The following is an 18,642-nucleotide window of genomic DNA, read 5'->3' as shown; positions in this document are numbered from 1 at the left end:
CAAGCACAACAAATTAGATTCCGAGGCAGCACGAGCCTTCCTCATGAAAGGTTAACCAATTTTACGATCGATACGATCAAATTCAGAGACTATCCACCCGCCAAAAGAGTCCATCATAAACAACGACGCCTTCTTGGGTACCTGCTGGCGACTGGCTAAAATAAACAAGCGCTCTACTTCCAACTCTTTCTCGGGATAATACTTAATAAAAGCCTCGGCACATTGTTCTATAGACAGCGCAAGATTTTGCTCCCGGTGCATCACCAAAGAAAAGCAGCTCCACAGCATTTTCTTACTGATATATTCACAGTAGTCCAAATAATTCTGAACAACCTTGGTCGCCATAATTTTCTTGCGATAGCTGCTCAGCTCATCGCCAATATCTCCGTTCAGCGATTTGGCGATATCCCAGCTAGCTTCAAAAAGTCCAAAACGTGTGGATAAATCATCGCCATATAAGCAGATACAGCAATGTTTTAGCCAGAAACCCCAGGTAAATATTGACTCTATAGACAGAACTTCACTGATCTCAACTACTTTCAAATCAACAGCAGGGATAACAGCATGCCGGGAAGCAAGTCGCAAGCGGATAGTGCTCAGCACCGACTGTTCTGACGCATTCAGAGGGCGCTTAACAATGATTGTCAGGTTGAGATCTGATTTTCCGGCGATGGCTTCTCGACGCGCAACACTGCCGAACGCGTAAATACTATGTAGCGTCTCGCCTAATCCGGCTTTAAACTGCTTTACTGCGTCCAGTAATACTGGCGTATAGTCATGTTGAAAAGGCGTATCGCCATCAATTACAGGTAGAGCTCTCGCCACACATTTTTCCTTCAAGGATCTGTCGTATTCAATCTTTCTTCCGCAGGAGTCAACACCTGCAGATGACATTCTATCAAATCATAGCTTTACAGATCGAATAATCTAACTCATTGCACAAGGGCAAAACAATTTTTAAGCATCATTTGAGAGCGTTAATATGTATGGTTTACTGGGCTTAATGTGACATATAATCGGCACAAATAGAATATACACGCCAATAAAATGACTTAATTCAAGTTATATTAATAAATCTTTAATTCTTATATTCAATCCAACAAAACTCATATATCCTCTCACCCTTCATTTAAACCTTTACTTAGCTATTACCTACCATAATGAAGAAAACCCACATCATTAAGCTGCTATTTTTTACTGCTATTATCGGTGTTTTTTTTAATGTCGCATGGGTAAAATATCAAGCCAATAATCGCTCAGAGGAAACTGTCGCCTACCTGATCGATACTATGGACAAGGTTTTGGAAAATGTTGATAACCAACTAAACTCACTCAGTAATATATATCTGCCATGCAGTGAAGAGAGCCGAGATAAGCTTGAAGAGATGGTGTTTAACTCCAGTGTATTACAAGAAATCACCTACATTGAAAGTGGTAATATTCTGTGCGGTGACAGAAACATCGATACCCAACAACTATTAACCCCTTTACAACTGAATCACATTACCAATAACAGCCAGCAGGTAATTTACCGCTCATTCAGTCAGCGAAGACATATTGACGGCGTTTTTTTCATACTTCCAGTCAATGCGGGTTGGTATAAAGTTCTATTTGATATCAAATACATGAGATTCTGGCTTAAGCAACTGACAGATAAAAGATTTTTGTATGGCTGTATGTTGGATAACCTCAACGAGACGTCATATCACTGCGAGCAGAATCTATCGAGTCCTATTTTGTACTCTATCTCGGCCAATTCTAACAAATACCCCTACTCGGTGGTGACTGGTTACACCAATGATATGCTTGTCGGTGTTTACCTTAATCAACTTCCCTATGCGATTTTAGTAATAATAAGCCTATCTGTAATCATCACATTACTCAGTTATGCATATTTCAACTGGCGATACTCATTACGCAGTGATATTCAGGGTGGTATTAATAGAAAAGAGTTTTTTGCATTTTACCAACCTATCGTTAACGCTCAAACCGGTGAGTGGCAAGGTGCTGAGCTACTGGTTCGATGGCTGCATCCTCACGGTATTATCATCTCGCCTGCCGAGTTTATTCCCGCGGCAGAGCAGTCAGGTCAAATTCAACAAATCACACTTCAGCTTCTTGAAAAAGCCGCTTACGAGAAGAAGGTAATTAATGAAATTTCGCCAACATTTTATCTATCAATAAATGTATCGGCATCTATGATTGCCAACAAGAAATATGTTGACTCATTGATAACCATGATAAAACAGCACCCTTCGTTGCAGCATGACATAACGCTAGAGTTTACCGAACGTGAAACCTTCGCCAATGTCGACATTGGTGCACTGCTGGCAGGCATGGAAAATCTTCGTAACGTAGGAGTACGCTGGGCACTAGATGATTTTGGTACCGGTTACGCCGGGTTATCGACGCTACAAATGCTCAGTTTCGACACTTTGAAGATAGATCGCACCTTTGTTGCCTCTTCTGTCACAGATGCCGTCTCCCACTCTATTCTTGGCAACATCGTTGAAATGGGGCATAAGCTTCAGTGCTCTCTGGTTGCCGAAGGCGTCGAGACTGCAGAACAAGCATCGCATGTTGCACAACTAGGGATCGAGTTCTGCCAAGGGTATTACTTCGATCGGCCGATGCCATTCGAGGACTTTATCGCCAAGCTTGAGCTTAGTGGGTATAATAGTGCCTCAATCAATACCAGAGATTTATGTAGTTCATGGAAACTTCAAACCTGATTTCTTACGACGACGTTATTGACGCGGCTTACGACATTTTCCTTGAAATGGCTTCCGACAGCCTGGAGCCTGCTGACGTTATTCTATTCACCGCACAATTTGAAGATCGCGGCGCAGCTGAGATCGTCGAGACAAAAGACGACTGGGCAGGCCATGTCGGTTTCGATGTCGACAAAGAAGTTTTCGCCGAGGTTCGCATCGGCCTAGTCAATGAAGAAAACGACGAGCTGGATGATGTGTTTGCTCGCATGCTCGTTAGCCGCGATCCGGAAAACAAGTTCTGCCATATTCTTTGGAAACGAGATTAATCTCACGACACCCCATATATAAAAGGCGGAACATACGTTCCGCCTTTTATTTATCCGCGGTTTCTTATCCGCTATGCCTGCCGTCTCTTACGCCAGAACAGGTGTATCGTGTTGCTGACTGCGGCGAACCCACAACAGGCTTAGCACAACCAATACTGCCATTACTGTCATCACCGCGCCCAGGCTATACTGGTCTTCTGCTCGCATCAATGATGCTGCCAGAGTTGCCAATCCCGCGCCCAGATTTTGAAGCCCACCTAATACGGCTCCGGCTGTGCCAGCATGATGCGGAAAAGGCTCAATTGCTGCAGTTGTTGCTGCTGGGAATAAGATACCTGCACCAATAAAGTAAACAAAAGCACCGCCAATCAATGAACTGACAGTAACCAGCCCCGCCATACCCGGGATCAAAATAGCCAGCGCACCAGCAACAATGGCAAGCATTCCCAAGTACATAACCCGAGTATTCCCGAGCTGTTTAACCAGTGCCGATGACAACCAAGAGCCGGCCAAATAGCCAGGCAGAGGCAATACAAACAGCCAGCTTACTGTCTTCGGATCCAGTTTCAGCACGCTGCCAAGCAATACGCCCGCAGCCGCTTCAAATACTGCAATCCCGGCAAAAGTCGCAATCAGACACAATACATACCCCTGGAAGCGGCGGTTGCCCAGCACATATCGATAGCTCACCAGTACACGTTCAGCGCGACGATTTTCTACCGGTAATGTCTCAGTAAACATGAACATCATTGCCAGAGTCACCAGGGCACCAAATATCAGCAGGAAGGTATAGCTGGCCTGCCAGCCAAGTGCCGAAGACAAATATCCCCCCAGCACTGGCGCGATCAATGGCGAGAAAATAACGCCCATACTTACCAGGCTATTGGCCCGATGCAAATCTGCACCATCATAACAGTCTCGCGTCACAGTCCGCGACATAGCACCACTACAGCCTGTCCCCAGCCCCTGAACAAAGCTGGCAAGCAAAAACAGCTCAAACGATGATGCAAACAAGGCAGCCAGCGTACCCACTAGGAATATACTCATCCCGATGATAATCACCGGCCGACGACCAACCCTGTCCGATAGCGGCCCGTAGAAAAATTGTGATAGGCCGTAAGGGATCAGATATGCCGCCATAACAGCTTGCAGATAAGAGGACTTAACAGCAAAAAAATCAGACATTGCCGGAATAGATGGCACATACATCGTCTGCGTCATCTGACCAACCGCGGTCATAATGATTATTAAAAATAACAATTTTGCCATTTTGGCAGAAGAAGATTGCTGAGCCACAACCTGTCCCTCATCACAGAATAAAATATTGAATACTTGTCGTATATTAAGAAAAACCGCCAAGACGCAGGATAAAAAAACAAGCAATAAATCCTTTCCAAACAATTAACTTATTAAGAAAAATTATTAGATTCAAGCTCTGTTTTTATGAGCGGTGATAGTAATTGGGAAATCACTATCAAGCAAGAAATTACCGTGCTACTCGCACGAAACATTATTATGAAGTGGATTAGAAAAAGTAATGGATAATTCATCCATATCCTTCAATGAGGTTATATAAACAACAAGTATAGAGCCGTGTTAAGCCTATGCTGGTGTGGATAACCTGGATTCAATCGCATCAATACACAGCCGTACCAATAAGGGAACCGTGCTATTAAAAGCATGTGTCGCATAAACAGAGGTTGGTACAAGATAGGCCCCCGGAATCGCTTCAGCCAAACAGCCTGCCAGCTGTCGCTGGGTATAAATAAACTCAGGAATAATCCCCAGTCCGGCTCCAGCTTCAATCAAAGCCAACGCTGTAGGCAATGAGTCTGCAAACCGGGTGGGATGCATCATCAGTGTCACAGGTTCAGTCTGAGACGGGTGGTGAAGATGGTGCACAACATATTTGCCCTGCCAGACATTAGCAACATAATTGTAGTCAGCCATCATCTCGGACAAATCATCGCAAAAATCGAGGGTATCTGTGAACTGAGCGATATATTGCGGGGAACCACACAACACATCTCTGAACTGGCCTATACGACGCTGACGATAACTGCTTGAGGCTGATTCGCCGACCCTTATCGCAAGATCGATACCGTGCTCAATAATATCAACCCGGCCGTCATCTGCGACAAGGTGAGGAATAATTGCCGGATACACCGACACGAGTTCTCCGATTGCCGGGGCCACAATGCTCCCCATCAATGCATGAGGCGCCGTAATAGTGATTGAACCTGCCGGTGTCAGCTGACTTTCCCTTGCCCCTTCCCATGCTTCTTGCGCCAGCTGATTCATCTGCTGGCACTTCTCGTAAAAAACGGCCCCGGCAGCGGTCAGCGTTTGCCTGCGGGTGGTTCTATTGAGCAGAGTTATGCCCAGCTCTTGCTCAAGCACCTTCAGGTGCTGGCTAATCACTGATTTCGACAGACTCAAATCTTCGGCAGCAGCGCTTATTGAGCCCCGCTCTACCACTTTGGCAAACACAGACATATGGCGAAGGTAGTTCATAGTATTGTTCAGTTTTATCAAACAGTATTTACATATTACTCTGTTTTTCGCCGCTAATATCTGATTTAAGCTTTAATCATCGACTAAATATGAAGCAAAGCAGGAAAAGGCGATGACAACTCAGGCTCCGGAAACATTCAAGACAGGCATTGAACTATGGAAAAAGTTTTTCAATCAACAAGATGCCGCTGGATGCGCCGCGCAGTACACAGCAGATGCCGTTATGCATGCCCGTCCGTTCGGCACATTCACTGGTACAGAAGAAATTCGTGGCTTCTGGCAACACATCATCGATTCTGGTTATCGCGAGGTCGAATACCAGAACACGACATGGGAGAAAAAGGGCAGCAATTGCTTCATTCTTCGCTCTGAGTGGACAATGAACAAGGCCTTCGGCGTTGTACATGAAGAGCACTGGGTCATCCAGCCAGATGGCACCGCCAAATTAACCTACGATGACTTTGAAGTGTTAGGCGAGCGCTGATAACACTTCGCAGCTCCATATATTGCTCTCAAGGTAATTGCTTAGCGGCTATTGTTTTAAGGCTATAATCCTCAAGTTTCTTGAGGATTTTTCTAAAAGTGTCTATTGACCACCATGTCTCTAAATGGAAATTATGATTTAAATCAATAGACATTATGAACCTTCACCCATAATACCTCTGCGTTATCAAGCCAATACACACCATTAAGCTGTTCGCTAATTGTACAGCCATGTCACTGATGTAACTGATAAAAATAAATGGAGATATTATGTGGTTTAAATCTAGTGCTATTAGACTGCTACTCTGTAGTGCATTCGTTTTCGCCTCTCACTCTCAGGCAACAGAACTCGACAAGTTTGATGGCCTTTCGGGAACGGTCAATATTGCTGGCGGTACCGCGCACATTCCTGTAATGAAGCAGGCGGCAAAATCCATCATGAAGGCAAACCGTGATATTAAAATCACCATAGCCGGCGGCGGTTCCGGTGTCGGAGCCCAGCAAGTCGCAAAAGGGCTCGTCGATATTGGCAACACAGGACGTCCACTAAAACCGAGCGAAGCAAAGCACGGACTCGTCTCCCTCCCCTTTGCGATTGATGGTGTCGCTGCAATTATCAACCCTTCCAACCCCGTCGAAGACTTAAGCAGCCAGCAAGTCATTGACATTTTCTCGGGAAAAATCACCAATTGGAAACAGCTCGGTGGCCAAGATCGCGCTATTAACATCTTTACCCGCGACGAGGCCAGCGGCACCCGTGCAGTTTTTTCGAAAAAACTACTTAATAATGCCCCACTGGTTAGCCATGCCAATGTTGTCCCTTCCAACGGCGCTATGAAAACCGCTATCGCCCGTGATCCGGCAGCAATTGGCTATACGAGCGTCGGCTATATCGACCAGACAGTCAAAGCCCCCGATCTAGACAATATCCACCCAAGTAACGAAGCCTGTGCATCTGGCGAATATCCCATCGTCAGAAAACTCTATATGAACACCAAAGGCGAACCACAAGGTCTCACCAAGGCGTTTATCGATTACATTTTCAGCCCTCAGGGTGAATCATACATTCAGGCTGCTGGCTATATCCCGGTTCGCAGTTAAGCATCGATGAAAGCAACAATAACGACAGAACGGGTACTCTTGATGCTTGCCATCACGGTAGCCGTTCTGATGAGCATGCTGTTTGGCTTCTTAGGCTTTTTTGCCCTGCCAGTATTTTTCAGTGCCGGAGACTCGGTTCTTTCCCTTAGCTGGCAACCCGAACAGGGGCAATATGGTATCTTGCCAATGGTGCTGGGGTCGGGAATGGTTGCCACCCTGGCCCTTATTCTGGCCTTTCCGATAGCCATTGGCATCACTAGCTTCTGCCTGCTTGAGCGTTATAAAACCGTCTCTGTATGGGTACGAAGAATAGTCAGATTGATGACAGGGATCCCCACCGTCGTCTATGGCCTTGCCGCAGTATTCATACTCGTTCCGCTGTTAAGGGAGACTTTCCGATACGGCTCGGGATATTGCCTGTTGGCAACGGCAGCAATTGTTACACTGCTTATTTTGCCTGTGATGATCCTGATGCTTGAGTCTCATTGCCGCCCGATGGCTGAACAGCTGCGCCTAAATACCACTGCCTTAGGGTTTACAGATATCCAAACCATACTGTTTATCATCTTACCCAACTCCACGAAGGCGATGGCCACAGCGGCTTTGCTTGGTTTCAGCAGAGCCATTGGTGACACACTTCTGCCACTGATGCTGGCAGGCAATGCCCCGCAACTAACAGGCAATGTACTCGACTCCATACGGACCTTAACCGCTCATATCGGACTGGTTTTAGCAACCGAAAACGGCAGCTCTGCCTATAACTCTCTGTTTGCAGCAGGATTACTGTTGCTCTTAATCAGCACGGCAGTCACTGCTTTGATCAGAAGGTTAGAGCTTTCACACAGTAGAGCCATTACCAAGGAGCAGCGATGAAGCTACGTCTGTTCCACCTATGGTGTTTGTGCTCTACGGTTGGATTGATTACCTGTCTTACTGTATTGCTTGGGTTTATTATTACTCGCGGCACAACGGCCTTTGATTTCACCCTCTTTTTTGGTGATACCGACCCACTGAAGGGCATCTTCGGCATTGAACCTATATGGGACGGTATATGGCCTGCCTGCGTAGGAACACTGACCGTTGTCACCTTCGCACTATCACTTGCTTTGCTCCCTGGAGTCGCGACAGGGATATGGCTCGCGATAAGTCCGGCAACTCGATTCAGCCGGGTATTAGCTTTTGGTATCGATATCCTTGCCGGTATCCCTTCCATTTTGATGGGCTTGTTTGGTTTTACATTAATCCTGTTTCTGCGAAATTGGTTGCTCCCTTCTGCTAACACCTGCTTAGTTCTGTCAGCATTAAGCCTGGCAATCCTTATCATCCCCTATTTGGCTGTCGCTACCCGCACCGCGTTACTTGCACTTCCGCCTTCGCTCGAACATACCGCTCTGTCACTCGGAATGACACGTTGGCAAGCATTACGCTCGGTATTACTCCCACAAGCAGCCAAGGGAATATCGGGGGGCATTATGCTAGCAGCAGGTAGAGCAGCTGAAGATACAGCCGTGATAATGCTAACTGGCGTTGTCGCTAATGCAGGCTTACCCGGAGGCATATTCGAACGCTACGAGGCACTGCCGTTTACTATTTTCTATTACAGTGCTCAGTACCAAAGTGACACCGAGCTTCAAATGGCCTTTGGTGCGGCACTCACGCTCCTGTGCCTCACTGCCACCATCTTTTCTGTTGCTAGTTTTTTGATTCGCACCACCTCACGGCGGCAATAACATGAACTTAACTCTACCCCCTTCACTGGCTGGAAAAATAACTGACCTCAGCATCTATTTTGACAAACAGCCAATCATTTCTAACTTCAGCGTTAACCTGAAAAAAAACCAAATCCATGTGCTGACAGGGACATCTGGCTCTGGAAAAACAACCCTGCTCAGAGCATTTAACCGCCTGAATGACTGCTTCGAAAATAGCCATGCCAAAGGTGAGATCACACTGTCATTAGACGGAAAGTCACTGGCTGTAAATACACTAAAAACACACCAACTACCTAATCTACGCCGAAAAGTTGGTATGGTCTTCCAGCACCCTCAACTATTGCCAGGAACTGTCATTGATAATTTGTTGTTACCACTAAAGGTTGTCAATCATGTTTCCGGGGAGCACGCTCATGCCCAGGCTGTTTCGGCACTGCAGCAAGCCGCTCTTTGGGAGGATGTAAAAGATCGACTTTCGAGGCCGGCAAATACGTTGTCCGGCGGACAGCAGCAGCGCCTATGTCTAGCTCGCACTCTTGCCCTCGAACCTGAAATATTACTACTCGATGAGCCAACAGCATCGCTAGACCCTGATACGACAGATCAAATTGAAGCACTGATCCGTCAGCTAGCCGCCCAATATACGATTGTAATGGTTTCGCATTCCGCGCAACAAACGCAGAAGTTGGCAGATCAAGTGATTCACCTTGAGCAAGGCAGATGGGTTTGATTAACGAGGGGAGTGAAACGAAGAATGAAAGATCTCTTGATCACCACAGTGATCAAGAGACAGATAAGACTCTAATCAGTCGAAGTTAAAGCGGTGCTTACCACGGCTGGCTTTGGTTCTCAGGTAGCTCTCGTTACCGTCTTTCACATGGGCCTTGGTACCGACCACCTCTGAGATAGTAATACCCAGAGCTTCGAGCTCATTAATTTTTTTAGGATTATTGGTGATCAGGCGAATATCGGTTAGACCTAGAGCCTTGAGCATCAAAGCCGCTTCGGTGAAGTCACGTAGATCATCACCAAACCCCAGATGATTGTTGGCTTCGTAGGTATTCATGCCTTGGCTTTGCAGCTCATAAGCATCAATTTTATTGTACAAGCCGATCCCACGGCCTTCCTGGCGCAGGTACAACAACACTCCACCCTGCTCACCCATTTTGTTCAGTGTTTCGTCTAGCTGTTCACCACAGTCACAGCGCGAAGAGTGGAAAACGTCGCCCGTCAGGCACTCAGAATGCATTCGAACCAGCGGAGGTGAAGATTGTTTATCAGCGTCCTGAAAAATCAGGGCAACATGTTCTTTACCTGACTCAAGTCCGTTAAAAGAAAGTAGATCGGCTTCGATATTACTGTTCAAGCCGACTTTGAAAGGCACTCGCGCCCGTACATTAACCATGTTGTTCCTAAGTACTTCTGAATTGCCATTACGGGAATATAAGCCACAAATAGTTCGCTATCACCGAACCGTATCGGGCATGGGTATTATACCTCTACCCCATAAAAGCAGATAACCTTACTTTATACCCAACTACCATAATACTCTGATATTAAAGTACTTGTATGGAATTTGAGCATTCCTCTTTATTGCTTAGATGATATCTAAAATAATTACACTAAAACAGCACTTCTTGTCACAGCATTAACCAGAGCAACACTATTAGTATGGCCGTTACTTACAAGATAAATGTTATATTATAACATTTATTGGCGTTTCTCATTATGCATGATGTGGCAACTACTGAAAAAGCAGTTAATTTAGCCCGTAATGACGTTCAAGCCTGGCATGTAAAAACAGACAGGAAGAAAAAAGCGTAAAGCAGATCACCACTCCCATAATGATGGTCATTCGTTGCCAGTCATCACCCATCATCATTCTGGTCATCAACATCTGATACGTGATTTGCATCCATGTGAATGAAGCCACAACCAGGCTAACTTGCATGAAGCGTGCAATAAAGGCGCTCTTGACAACCAATAACAACGGAAAAGACACCAGTACGGCAAACACAAATAGGTTCCCCATTCGCAAAAAATGTGCAGCCAATAACCAGAAACTAAGGACTACCGGGAGCAGTAGGCCAACAAGACTGAAAGTACCTGCTGAATTTTTCATTTTCCTATCCCAGACATTAAAGTTGCAATATATATACAACTTTAATGTCAAAAAATCCAGTTAGGCAAACGCGCAGCATCCGCCGCTATTGGTTACTGATGATATCACTGTGCACTACCACGCTGTTCAAGCTCATCAGCAAGCAAAATAAGCCTGTCAAGAATTCGCTCGCCGTCAGCACGCAAGCCATTATGCTCGTACTCATTGGTCATCCACGCCTTCGCCTTGTCCATCTGCGCTAACGTCTCGCGACTATAATCAAATTCTACGTACATATCCTCGGCATACACTGCGGCCGCAACAGGCACCCTATTGCGTGACAACTGCTCTAGATCATAGAGTGCAGGCCAGTCTTTCTTCTCGGCAAGTTGATCAGCCGCCGCTTTGAGCGGTTTAAGGCTTTCCAGCTGATCAAACATCCATGGGTAGACCATCTCGCCGGTAAAGCAGAAATCCTTACCGGATTCATACTTACACTGCGGATACTCGGAACGTACTCGGTGGGCCGACCACCGTGAGGCTGTGTTCTGACAATAAATGGCCTCATGCAAAATAGCGTAAATCGGGTTGGTCTGATAAGCCTGCTCTGCCAGCATGGCATTTAGGAAACTGTAGCTTAGCTGTGGTGTCCCTCCGACCTCGGTAAATGCGCCTTCCAGCAAGTAATACATTGCCGCATTTGCCCCGCTCCGGCCCAGGTTAATCCCGATTAGCTGAAACTGCTCAACCGTAAATAGCTGACCGTTGGGTAACCGCACATCATTGGCAAGTAGATGATCAGCAATCCGGTTACACATTTGCTGGGCTTGAGGAAACGCATCGAAAAACGCCTTATTCTTATCCAGCACCCGTTTGTATGTTGCGCGATACACCTCGTCGGCATGACGTGTCAATGACGGGATCCCGCCGGTAATATAGGCTCTCAACAGGCTATCTGGGTAATAAGACAAATAATGCAAGGTACAGAAGCCGCCAAAACTTTGTCCCAGCAAGGCCCATTGTTCGATACCCAACTGCTCACGAATGGCTTCAGCATCGCGGACGATATTGTCAGCCCTAAACTGAGACAAATACCCAACCTGCTCGCTGACTGATTGACCGGCCAGAGTTTGTGCGCTGACAACCTGGCTGTTACCTGTTCCACGCTGATCCAGCAGCAGCACCCGATATTGCTGTAATGCACGCTTTAGCCAACCACTGTTGGCATCGGGGCGAGGAGACGGAAAACCCGGGCCGCCCTGCAAATAAACAAGCCATGGCAGTGTCGCATCACGGTTCTCTTTCGAAACGACTTCACGGGCAAAGACCGTTATCGTTTCTCCGTCCTTGTTGGCATAGTCAAGCGGCAAAGCAAACTGATGCTGGCGGCATAACATATTGTCGACATAAAAAGCTGACTCCACTCTTTTCCCCTTTTATTCGTATGTTCTATTTTATTTCTATGTGCCTGATTGTATAGCAAGAATACTAGCTATTGAAAACAGGGAATAAATTATCTACGGCTTAAACGACAATGCCCGGCGTTTGCCGGGCATTCATCAAATAATCCGTGGTAAAAACGCTTACCTAAGCATTTTTTGCTGCCACTGAGCGTGCCAGAATAGCCAAGGTTGTCCCGTTATGTAATAAGGCACTCGCCGCCGGGCTAAGCATGCCCAACGCTGCAGCTAACATAATGCCGCTATTAACGTATTCTGCCAGCTTGATATTGCTATTAACCAACGACATGGCAACTTGTGCCAGTTGTCTTGACTCGGCAACACCGTATAGCTCGTCTCTCAGCAGTACAACATCGGCCGCCTGTCTGGCCAGTTCTGTGCCTTTGCACATCGCCACACCGACATCGGCTTTTGTCAGCGCCGGAGCATCATTGACACCGTCACCAACAAACATCACGGTACGACCGGACTGGCGCAGTTCCTCGACAATCTTCGATTTGCTCGACGGAGTAGCCTCAGCGTAGACCTTGTCCAGCTTAAGCTCATCCCCCAGCATCTGGGCTTTGAAAGCACGATCCCCGGAGATCATAACAAGCTCGCGTACTCCCGAATCACGAAGCACCTGAAGCGTCTGCGTTACATCGTCACGTAAATGATCACGAAGACCGATCAGGCCTATCAACTTGTGCTGATGCGAGATATAGATCAGGTGGCGCCCTTTTTCCTCAAGATCACGAATAGTTGCTTCGAACGGTGTAAAATCAACTTCTTCATGTACTTCAAGGAAATGGCGGCTTCCCATCACCAGACAGTGCTCATTGAGCGTGCTGCGAAGGCCATGGGCAATTACGTACTCTACCTCGCCATGATCAATATGTGGCAACTCATTATGCTTCGCTGCATTTACCACAGCCTGGGATAACGGGTGACTACTGTGCTCTTCCACCGATGCCGCAATGGCCAGCAGATCCCTGGCACTATTATCACTGCAGAGCGGGACCACATCGGTCACTTCCATATCGCCGTAAGTCAGCGTTCCGGTCTTATCAAAGACACAGGTATCCACCTTCACCAGCTTCTCGATGGCACTCCCGCCCTTGAGCAGAATGCCGTTCTGCGCAGCCCGGTACATGATCGACTTAAAAGTAACTGGCGTACTGAGCTTTAGCGCGCAGGAATAATCGACCAAAAAGACCGAGGCAAGACGGTTGACGTCCTGAGTCAACGCAAACACAGCGGCACCGATCCCCAGGGTGATCTTTACACGGCGATCCGCCATATCCTGAGTCACCTGTTGAATCTCGCTTTTCTCGCTCAGCGACTCATAAATCAGCTTGGCAATTTTAGCCGTGGTTGCTTCGCTGCCGACTTTCTCGACCCGTACCTTGATCGAGCCTTCATGGACAGTCGTCCCTGAATACACCACGGCATCAGCCTCACGACGGACAGGTACGCTTTCACCCGTTAGCGTCGACTGATTGATCAGTGCAGCGCCGGACTCAATCGTACCGTCAATCGGAATTGCGTTGCCGGGCATCAACTCAATCAAATCGCCGGCCACCAGCTCGGAGGAATTACACTGAGTCTTACCATCGGCATCAATGCGCCACACCAGGCATTCCTGTGGCCTCATTAGCTCGGCCAGCAACTGATCGCTGCTTCGGCTGGTGCGCTGCTCCATGTATTCACCAAGGCTGATCAGGCTCTGGGTCATCATAGCGGTACGGTAATCACCCCGCCAGGCGGACAAACCAACAGCAACCGCGTCAAGAACCTCGACTGAAACACGCTTATTCCTAAGCTCGTCGATCCCTTCAAATAACGTTGGTGCTATCAAGCTCGCAGTAGCAAGTGCGCCCCAACGTTTGGGTAGCATTGCAGCCGACAGCGTGCCGATAACGTTCATCGCCACATCACCACGGGTATATTCATGCTCAGAATCAGATGCTTCAGCTTCATTGAGATCCAGAGCCGATAAGCGTGCCTTAATGGTTTTGCAATCCAGTAGCTGCGTCTCGTAGGAGATAACCACCGAGCAGGCATGCTCGTTTACCCGAACCTCGCGCACACCCTGAATGGCCATCAGGCTTTGCTTGATCCAGTCACCGATATCCCGATACGCTTTTAGCGCAGGAACTTTGAATCGGATCCGCCCCGGAAGATGATGTCGAACTTGCAGTCCAATCATTCCTCACCCTTGTGAAGATTGCGGTAGTACTCAAGCTCGGCCTGCGTATCTTCCAGACGCTCTTTTAACTCTTCGACTTCGCCACGAACCGCTGACCATGCCTTCTCACCTGTCGCCGCGACACCTTGCTGAAATTTCTTGTTGGTCAGCAGGTACGCAACCGCGGCACCAGCAGCCACACCCATAACGAAGTGAGTCTTGGTGTTTTGCTTCTTATATGTTGGCTCAGCAGCAGGCTGTTGTTGGCCACCGTAATACGGGTAGCCATAATAAGGGTTGTATGGGTTATTATTGCTCATTTTTTTTCTTTTCCGCATATTGTTCCATCATGTACAAACCGGCTGCCCCTGCACTAAGTACAGTAAGCATTGAAAGTACCGGTCTGCCTGCCATTTTTTCAGCGATGTATGTTGTCGCACCACTTGCCAGGCCCGTTTTGAGCGAATCTTTAGCGACAACCGATACCAGCTGATTGGTATCGATCTCACCGGACTGATGCGCCTTCCACTGATTGGCCGCGGACGCCGTGCCGCCAAGAATGGCACCGACCAGCATGGCTCGACTCGCTGGGTTTAGCTTGTCAGATGAATTGCTCATAGATTTTTACTTTTCAAAATCGTCGTGCGCAGGAAATTCATCATCATACTCAGTCTCTTGGGCAGATGCCTTTTCGTGGCTATGGCGCTCAACTGACTCTCTGAAACCTTCTTTGCCAGCTTCATAGGTATCACGGAAAATTTCTCCGCCTGTAGATACATTCTCCTTAACGGAAGAAGCTGTCTGGGTTGCGGTATCTTTTACCGATGCACCACCGCTTTTCAGCATGTCGCCAGCGTTAGATACCATTCCCATCAGGCCCTTACGGACATTTTCGTTGCTTAGGATTAGTGCAGCTGCGGCACCAACCATTGCGCCTTTCCAAAACTCTTTATCATTCATACCCATAGTTCCTAATATCTGCTTAAACATCCCGGCTTCTTCACCGAGAGCACCTTCGAGCATTGCCTGTGCCTGCTCGAACATTGGATCACTTTCCTCTGCCGCCTGCTCTGCCTGTGGTGGCGTCATTCCAGGGTGCATGTATCCCGCATGGGGTGGCGGAGCCATTCCCGGATGCATCTGGCCGGGGTGCATCTGGCCCGGATTCATGTAGCCAGGATGCATATGTCCTGCTTGTGGAGGCGGTACCATCCCTGGATGCATTTGGCCCGGATGCATGTGACCCGGATGTACATTTCCATGAGGATACGCGTGGGGATGCATCATGCCAGGATGCCCGTGATAGTACGGATTCATCATATGGGGGGGATAACCGTAATAACCCGGTGGTGGCACTTGCTGGGCCCACTCCGGCGGCTCGCCATATTGACCGTAAGGGTTGTCAGGCTGCCCCTGGTTTTCTTCATTACTCATGATTCGCTCCGTCTATTTCTAAACAAGCACCAAGTGCATAACAAGCTCGCTCTGCATCTTGTTCGGATTGTGAAAACAATGCGTCTATCAAGTGTGGCTTGACGATGGAAGCGTCATACTCAATGAGCAAGCTGCCAGTCGCATTATTCAGTTTGTAATTTTTAAACGCCGGTATATTCTGCAGTGCACGTTCAATCTCTGAACTGTTGAATGTGGCAAGGTGGGCCAAGATGCCCAACTTGTACTTCAGTCTCACTCGTCCAGGAATATGGTGCCCAACTGTCACCCAGCGTCTTAGCTTTAATGCTGTATCTATATGTTTTTTCATAAGCGGATTATATATATAAAACTATAAATTCAATCACTTAAGGTTAGCCTGAAGTTATTTATTCGCTTTTTCTTTGCGCTCCGTCAATTGGAGTGATAATGTTGCGAATGAAAATGATTTTTATCTACATAAGCATCTTGGTTGGCACTTTTTATGAACACGTATATTCACAAAACAAATCAACGTTTACGGGTGCGCTCAGACTTCATTCGCCAAAACCCTAAAGCCGTCAAAGCGCTAATTGCTGATTTACAACAAATTGATGCCATAGGTGCAATCAAGCATAAGCGCTATGCCGGTTCGGTTGCGATTAGCTTCGACGACAAGGAACTAGATTGCGAGAGCTTACTCGAGATATTAGATAGTCATGGCTGGACCCGTGCTTCAAGCAGACCCACGTTTATTGAAAATGCAGTGACAAATGGGACTAAGACCTTTGCCAGGGGGATGGCGGTAATGGCGCTAAAACGCCTGGTTGGCCCGTCAGTCAGTCGGGTAATAATGAGCCTGTAGAAATTTGCGGCTAAAGACGCTAAACGCGAATATTAAACTTCTTTGCTGCACACTTACAGACGCCGTTATTGAGTGCCGGGCAGCGCTTGCAAGCCGGAGACTTGAGCGGAACACGTACCAATGCTTGCTTTGCATTCAAAGAGCTCGGCAGTTTTATCACAGAACGGAATGAGGGCAAGGAAGACGCAGAGAATTGAAGCTCGCCGCCTTCACGAAACCATGACAAAACCGGATTAAACGGGGTTGCTAACTCCGAGACAGCACTGAGCATCGCCTGCTGTGAAATATCTATTACCTCTCGCCTGACGTCCTCATCAACCCCGGCGACGGACGCTGCTGCCTTGCCAAGCTGCTTTAGCTGCTCTGTCGAACGGTTGGGCACTTTCTCTACTTTCTTCTTCAGTTTTTTCAGTGCTTTTTTGGCATTCACGGCAATAACTTCTTTCTACATTTGTTAGCCGCTAAGCTATCAAAATACCAAGGAAAAATACATATATCCCCCCCCCCCCAACTGAACATCCTGATTGTGCAATGTCACAATCGCCTCATCCACCACAGGCTGAGACACTGTGTTGGTAGACCGGCGCAGATATACCCCACACATATCGCTAACGGGGTAAATTAGGTGCGGAAATAGACAGCCACATCTTTTTTACACAACTTCAATTGTTATTTCTTGTAAAAGCTCTAAAATTGCACGGTTTACTTTTTCTGTCCTGATCTTGAGCCCAGCTCTCAGGCAGATTTTTTAATTCAGTCTTGCAGCCTCCGGTGCTGCAGTCGACGCAGTGAAGGAAACATCATGATTCAAGTAGTAGGGCACAAAAACCCTGATAGCGACAGCATCTGTTCAGCACTAGTAGGCGCAGAGCTTCTTAAAGCACGTGGTTTGGAAGCAAAAGCGGTTCGTCAAGGTGAACTAAACCGCGAAACTCAGCACATCCTGGAACAAGCTGGTGTTGAACAACCAGAAATGTGTACCGGTGTTGCTGGTGAAAAAGTTTGGCTTGTTGACTACACCGATCTGGCACAGGCACCTGACGATATTGCTGACGCAGAAATCCTAGGTATTGTTGACCACCACCGTCTGGGTGACGTGATGACAACAAACCCGCTTGAAGCTTGGATCTGGCCTGTTGGTTGTACTTGTACCATCATGTTCAACCTGTTCAAGATGGAAAACACTGAAATCACTCGCCCACTGGCTATCCTTATGATGTCAGCAATCCTGAGTGACACCGTAGGCTTTGCCTCTCCAACTTGTACTCAAAAAGACAAGGATGCGGTAGCTGAACTGGCTCAACTTGCAGATGTACAAGATCTAGATGCATTCATCAAAGATCTGCTGATTGCTAAAACTGACATCGCGGGCCTTTCTGCTGCCGAGCTGGTAGAAAAAGATCTTAAAGCTTACCCATTCAACGACCGTAACGTCGTTGTCGGTCAGATTGAACTTGCGACTCTTGAGCAAGTAGACAGCATGATCAGCGATCTTGAAGCTGATCTTCAGCGTCGCTGCGACGAAGATGGCCTGGCAATGGCTGCCCTTATGCTGACTGACATCACTACCAGCACCACACGTCTGCTTTATAAGGGCGAGTGGAATGCAACGCTTGATCAGTTCGCTGACAACGGCATGCTGATGATGGAAAACACGCTAAGCCGCAAGAAGCAGGGTTGGCCGTGGCTACAGAAGGTTCTTGCTTAATTGCAACCTTGCTGAACAACAAAAAAGGAACGCCACGGCGTTCCTTTTTTTGATCGAACTAAAGCATAAATCCGCTCAATA

General features: G+C 47.4%; 21 protein-coding genes. 9 read left to right on the top strand and 12 right to left on the bottom strand.

Annotation, left to right across the window (positions count from 1 at the left end):
* Positions 1-51: 51 nt before the first annotated feature.
* Complete coding sequence (locus EIZ48_RS02220) at positions 52-825, bottom strand: nucleotidyltransferase family protein (protein ID WP_160648474.1); 774 nt, start codon at positions 823-825, stop codon at positions 52-54.
* A 335-nt stretch (positions 826-1,160) separates the two neighbouring features.
* Here EIZ48_RS02220 and EIZ48_RS02215 point away from each other — a divergent pair, with 335 nt between their 5' ends.
* Positions 1,161-2,732, top strand: coding sequence for an EAL domain-containing protein (locus EIZ48_RS02215; protein ID WP_160648473.1), 1,572 nt, complete (start codon positions 1,161-1,163; stop codon positions 2,730-2,732).
* The gene (locus EIZ48_RS02210) at positions 2,714-3,040 is read left to right on the top strand and encodes an HI1450 family dsDNA-mimic protein (RefSeq protein WP_160648472.1); all 327 of its coding nucleotides are present in this window, start codon (positions 2,714-2,716) and stop codon (positions 3,038-3,040) included. Before EIZ48_RS02215 ends, EIZ48_RS02210 begins: the two co-directional genes overlap by 19 nt.
* An 87-nt stretch (positions 3,041-3,127) precedes the next feature.
* On the opposite strand, the gene emrD is transcribed toward EIZ48_RS02210, so the two are convergent.
* Positions 3,128-4,309 carry a multidrug efflux MFS transporter EmrD gene (emrD, locus tag EIZ48_RS02205; protein ID WP_160648519.1) on the bottom strand — a complete coding sequence of 394 codons (1,182 nt, stop codon included), beginning with the start codon at positions 4,307-4,309 and terminating at the stop codon, positions 3,128-3,130.
* 333 nt (positions 4,310-4,642) lie between these two features.
* Complete coding sequence (locus EIZ48_RS02200; protein ID WP_240152833.1) at positions 4,643-5,554, bottom strand: LysR family transcriptional regulator; 912 nt, start codon at positions 5,552-5,554, stop codon at positions 4,643-4,645.
* Between the two features lie 112 nt (positions 5,555-5,666).
* On the opposite strand from EIZ48_RS02200, the gene EIZ48_RS02195 reads away from it, so the two are divergent.
* The 5 genes from EIZ48_RS02195 (at position 5,667) to EIZ48_RS02175 (ending at position 9,580) form a co-directional block, all read left to right on the top strand.
* Positions 5,667-6,038, top strand: a complete 372-nt coding sequence (locus tag EIZ48_RS02195; protein WP_160648471.1) for a nuclear transport factor 2 family protein — start codon at positions 5,667-5,669, stop codon at positions 6,036-6,038.
* Between the two features lie 269 nt (positions 6,039-6,307).
* Positions 6,308-7,138, top strand: coding sequence for a phosphate ABC transporter substrate-binding protein (locus EIZ48_RS02190; protein ID WP_160648470.1), 831 nt, complete (start codon positions 6,308-6,310; stop codon positions 7,136-7,138).
* 6 nt (positions 7,139-7,144) lie between these two features.
* Complete coding sequence (locus tag EIZ48_RS02185; RefSeq protein ID WP_160648469.1) at positions 7,145-8,011, top strand: PstC family ABC transporter permease; 867 nt, start codon at positions 7,145-7,147, stop codon at positions 8,009-8,011.
* Positions 8,008-8,868 (top strand): PstA family ABC transporter permease, encoded by an 861-nt coding sequence (locus tag EIZ48_RS02180; protein WP_160648468.1) that lies wholly within the window; start codon positions 8,008-8,010, stop codon positions 8,866-8,868. Before EIZ48_RS02185 ends, EIZ48_RS02180 begins: the two co-directional genes overlap by 4 nt.
* Before the next feature lies 1 nt (position 8,869).
* Positions 8,870-9,580 carry a phosphate ABC transporter ATP-binding protein gene (locus EIZ48_RS02175; protein ID WP_160648467.1) on the top strand — a complete coding sequence of 237 codons (711 nt, stop codon included), beginning with the start codon at positions 8,870-8,872 and terminating at the stop codon, positions 9,578-9,580.
* Positions 9,581-9,655: 75 nt separating this feature from the next.
* On the opposite strand, the gene EIZ48_RS02170 is transcribed toward EIZ48_RS02175, so the two are convergent.
* From EIZ48_RS02170 to EIZ48_RS02135, 8 genes are all read right to left on the bottom strand, one after another.
* Positions 9,656-10,255 (bottom strand): GTP cyclohydrolase II, encoded by a 600-nt coding sequence (locus EIZ48_RS02170; RefSeq protein WP_160648466.1) that lies wholly within the window; start codon positions 10,253-10,255, stop codon positions 9,656-9,658.
* Between the two features lie 354 nt (positions 10,256-10,609).
* Positions 10,610-10,972 carry a hypothetical protein gene (locus tag EIZ48_RS02165; protein ID WP_160648465.1) on the bottom strand — a complete coding sequence of 121 codons (363 nt, stop codon included), beginning with the start codon at positions 10,970-10,972 and terminating at the stop codon, positions 10,610-10,612.
* Positions 10,973-11,076: 104 nt separating this feature from the next.
* Entirely contained in the window at positions 11,077-12,348 is a 1,272-nt protein-coding gene (locus EIZ48_RS02160; protein ID WP_192928441.1) for an alpha/beta fold hydrolase, read from the bottom strand.
* A 190-nt stretch (positions 12,349-12,538) separates the two neighbouring features.
* A complete protein-coding gene (locus EIZ48_RS02155) occupies positions 12,539-14,599 on the bottom strand; it encodes a heavy metal translocating P-type ATPase (RefSeq protein WP_160648463.1) in 2,061 nt (686 codons plus the stop codon).
* Positions 14,596-14,898, bottom strand: a complete 303-nt coding sequence (locus EIZ48_RS02150) for a hypothetical protein (protein ID WP_075767778.1) — start codon at positions 14,896-14,898, stop codon at positions 14,596-14,598. Before EIZ48_RS02150 ends, EIZ48_RS02155 begins: the two co-directional genes overlap by 4 nt.
* Entirely contained in the window at positions 14,888-15,196 is a 309-nt protein-coding gene (locus EIZ48_RS02145) for a magnetosome protein MamC family protein (RefSeq protein ID WP_160648462.1), read from the bottom strand. The genes EIZ48_RS02150 and EIZ48_RS02145 overlap by 11 nt, the downstream gene beginning before the upstream one ends.
* Before the next feature lie 6 nt (positions 15,197-15,202).
* On the bottom strand, positions 15,203-16,012 hold the full coding sequence (locus EIZ48_RS29360) for a YtxH domain-containing protein (RefSeq protein ID WP_240152832.1): 810 nt from the start codon (positions 16,010-16,012) through the stop codon (positions 15,203-15,205).
* Positions 16,005-16,340: an HMA2 domain-containing protein gene (locus EIZ48_RS02135; protein ID WP_160648461.1), complete on the bottom strand. Its 336-nt coding sequence runs from the start codon at positions 16,338-16,340 to the stop codon at positions 16,005-16,007. The genes EIZ48_RS29360 and EIZ48_RS02135 overlap by 8 nt, the downstream gene beginning before the upstream one ends.
* Before the next feature lie 153 nt (positions 16,341-16,493).
* Between EIZ48_RS02135 and EIZ48_RS02130 the strand changes: the two genes are divergently transcribed.
* Complete coding sequence (locus EIZ48_RS02130) at positions 16,494-16,853, top strand: HMA2 domain-containing protein (RefSeq protein ID WP_160648460.1); 360 nt, start codon at positions 16,494-16,496, stop codon at positions 16,851-16,853.
* A 19-nt stretch (positions 16,854-16,872) separates the two neighbouring features.
* Here EIZ48_RS02130 and EIZ48_RS02125 read toward each other — a convergent pair whose 3' ends face one another.
* A complete protein-coding gene (locus EIZ48_RS02125) occupies positions 16,873-17,283 on the bottom strand; it encodes a hypothetical protein (protein ID WP_160648459.1) in 411 nt (136 codons plus the stop codon).
* A gap of 372 nt (positions 17,284-17,655) precedes the next feature.
* On the opposite strand from EIZ48_RS02125, the gene EIZ48_RS02120 reads away from it, so the two are divergent.
* Positions 17,656-18,561, top strand: coding sequence for a manganese-dependent inorganic pyrophosphatase (locus tag EIZ48_RS02120; protein WP_160648458.1), 906 nt, complete (start codon positions 17,656-17,658; stop codon positions 18,559-18,561).
* The last annotated feature ends 81 nt before the right edge of the window (positions 18,562-18,642 follow it).

The sequence above is a fragment of the Photobacterium alginatilyticum genome (assembly GCF_009910675.1).
Lineage (GTDB): Bacteria > Pseudomonadota > Gammaproteobacteria > Enterobacterales > Vibrionaceae > Photobacterium > Photobacterium alginatilyticum.
The sequence above is the reverse complement of the archived record's forward strand: the minus strand, read 5'-3'. Positions and strand labels throughout refer to the sequence as shown.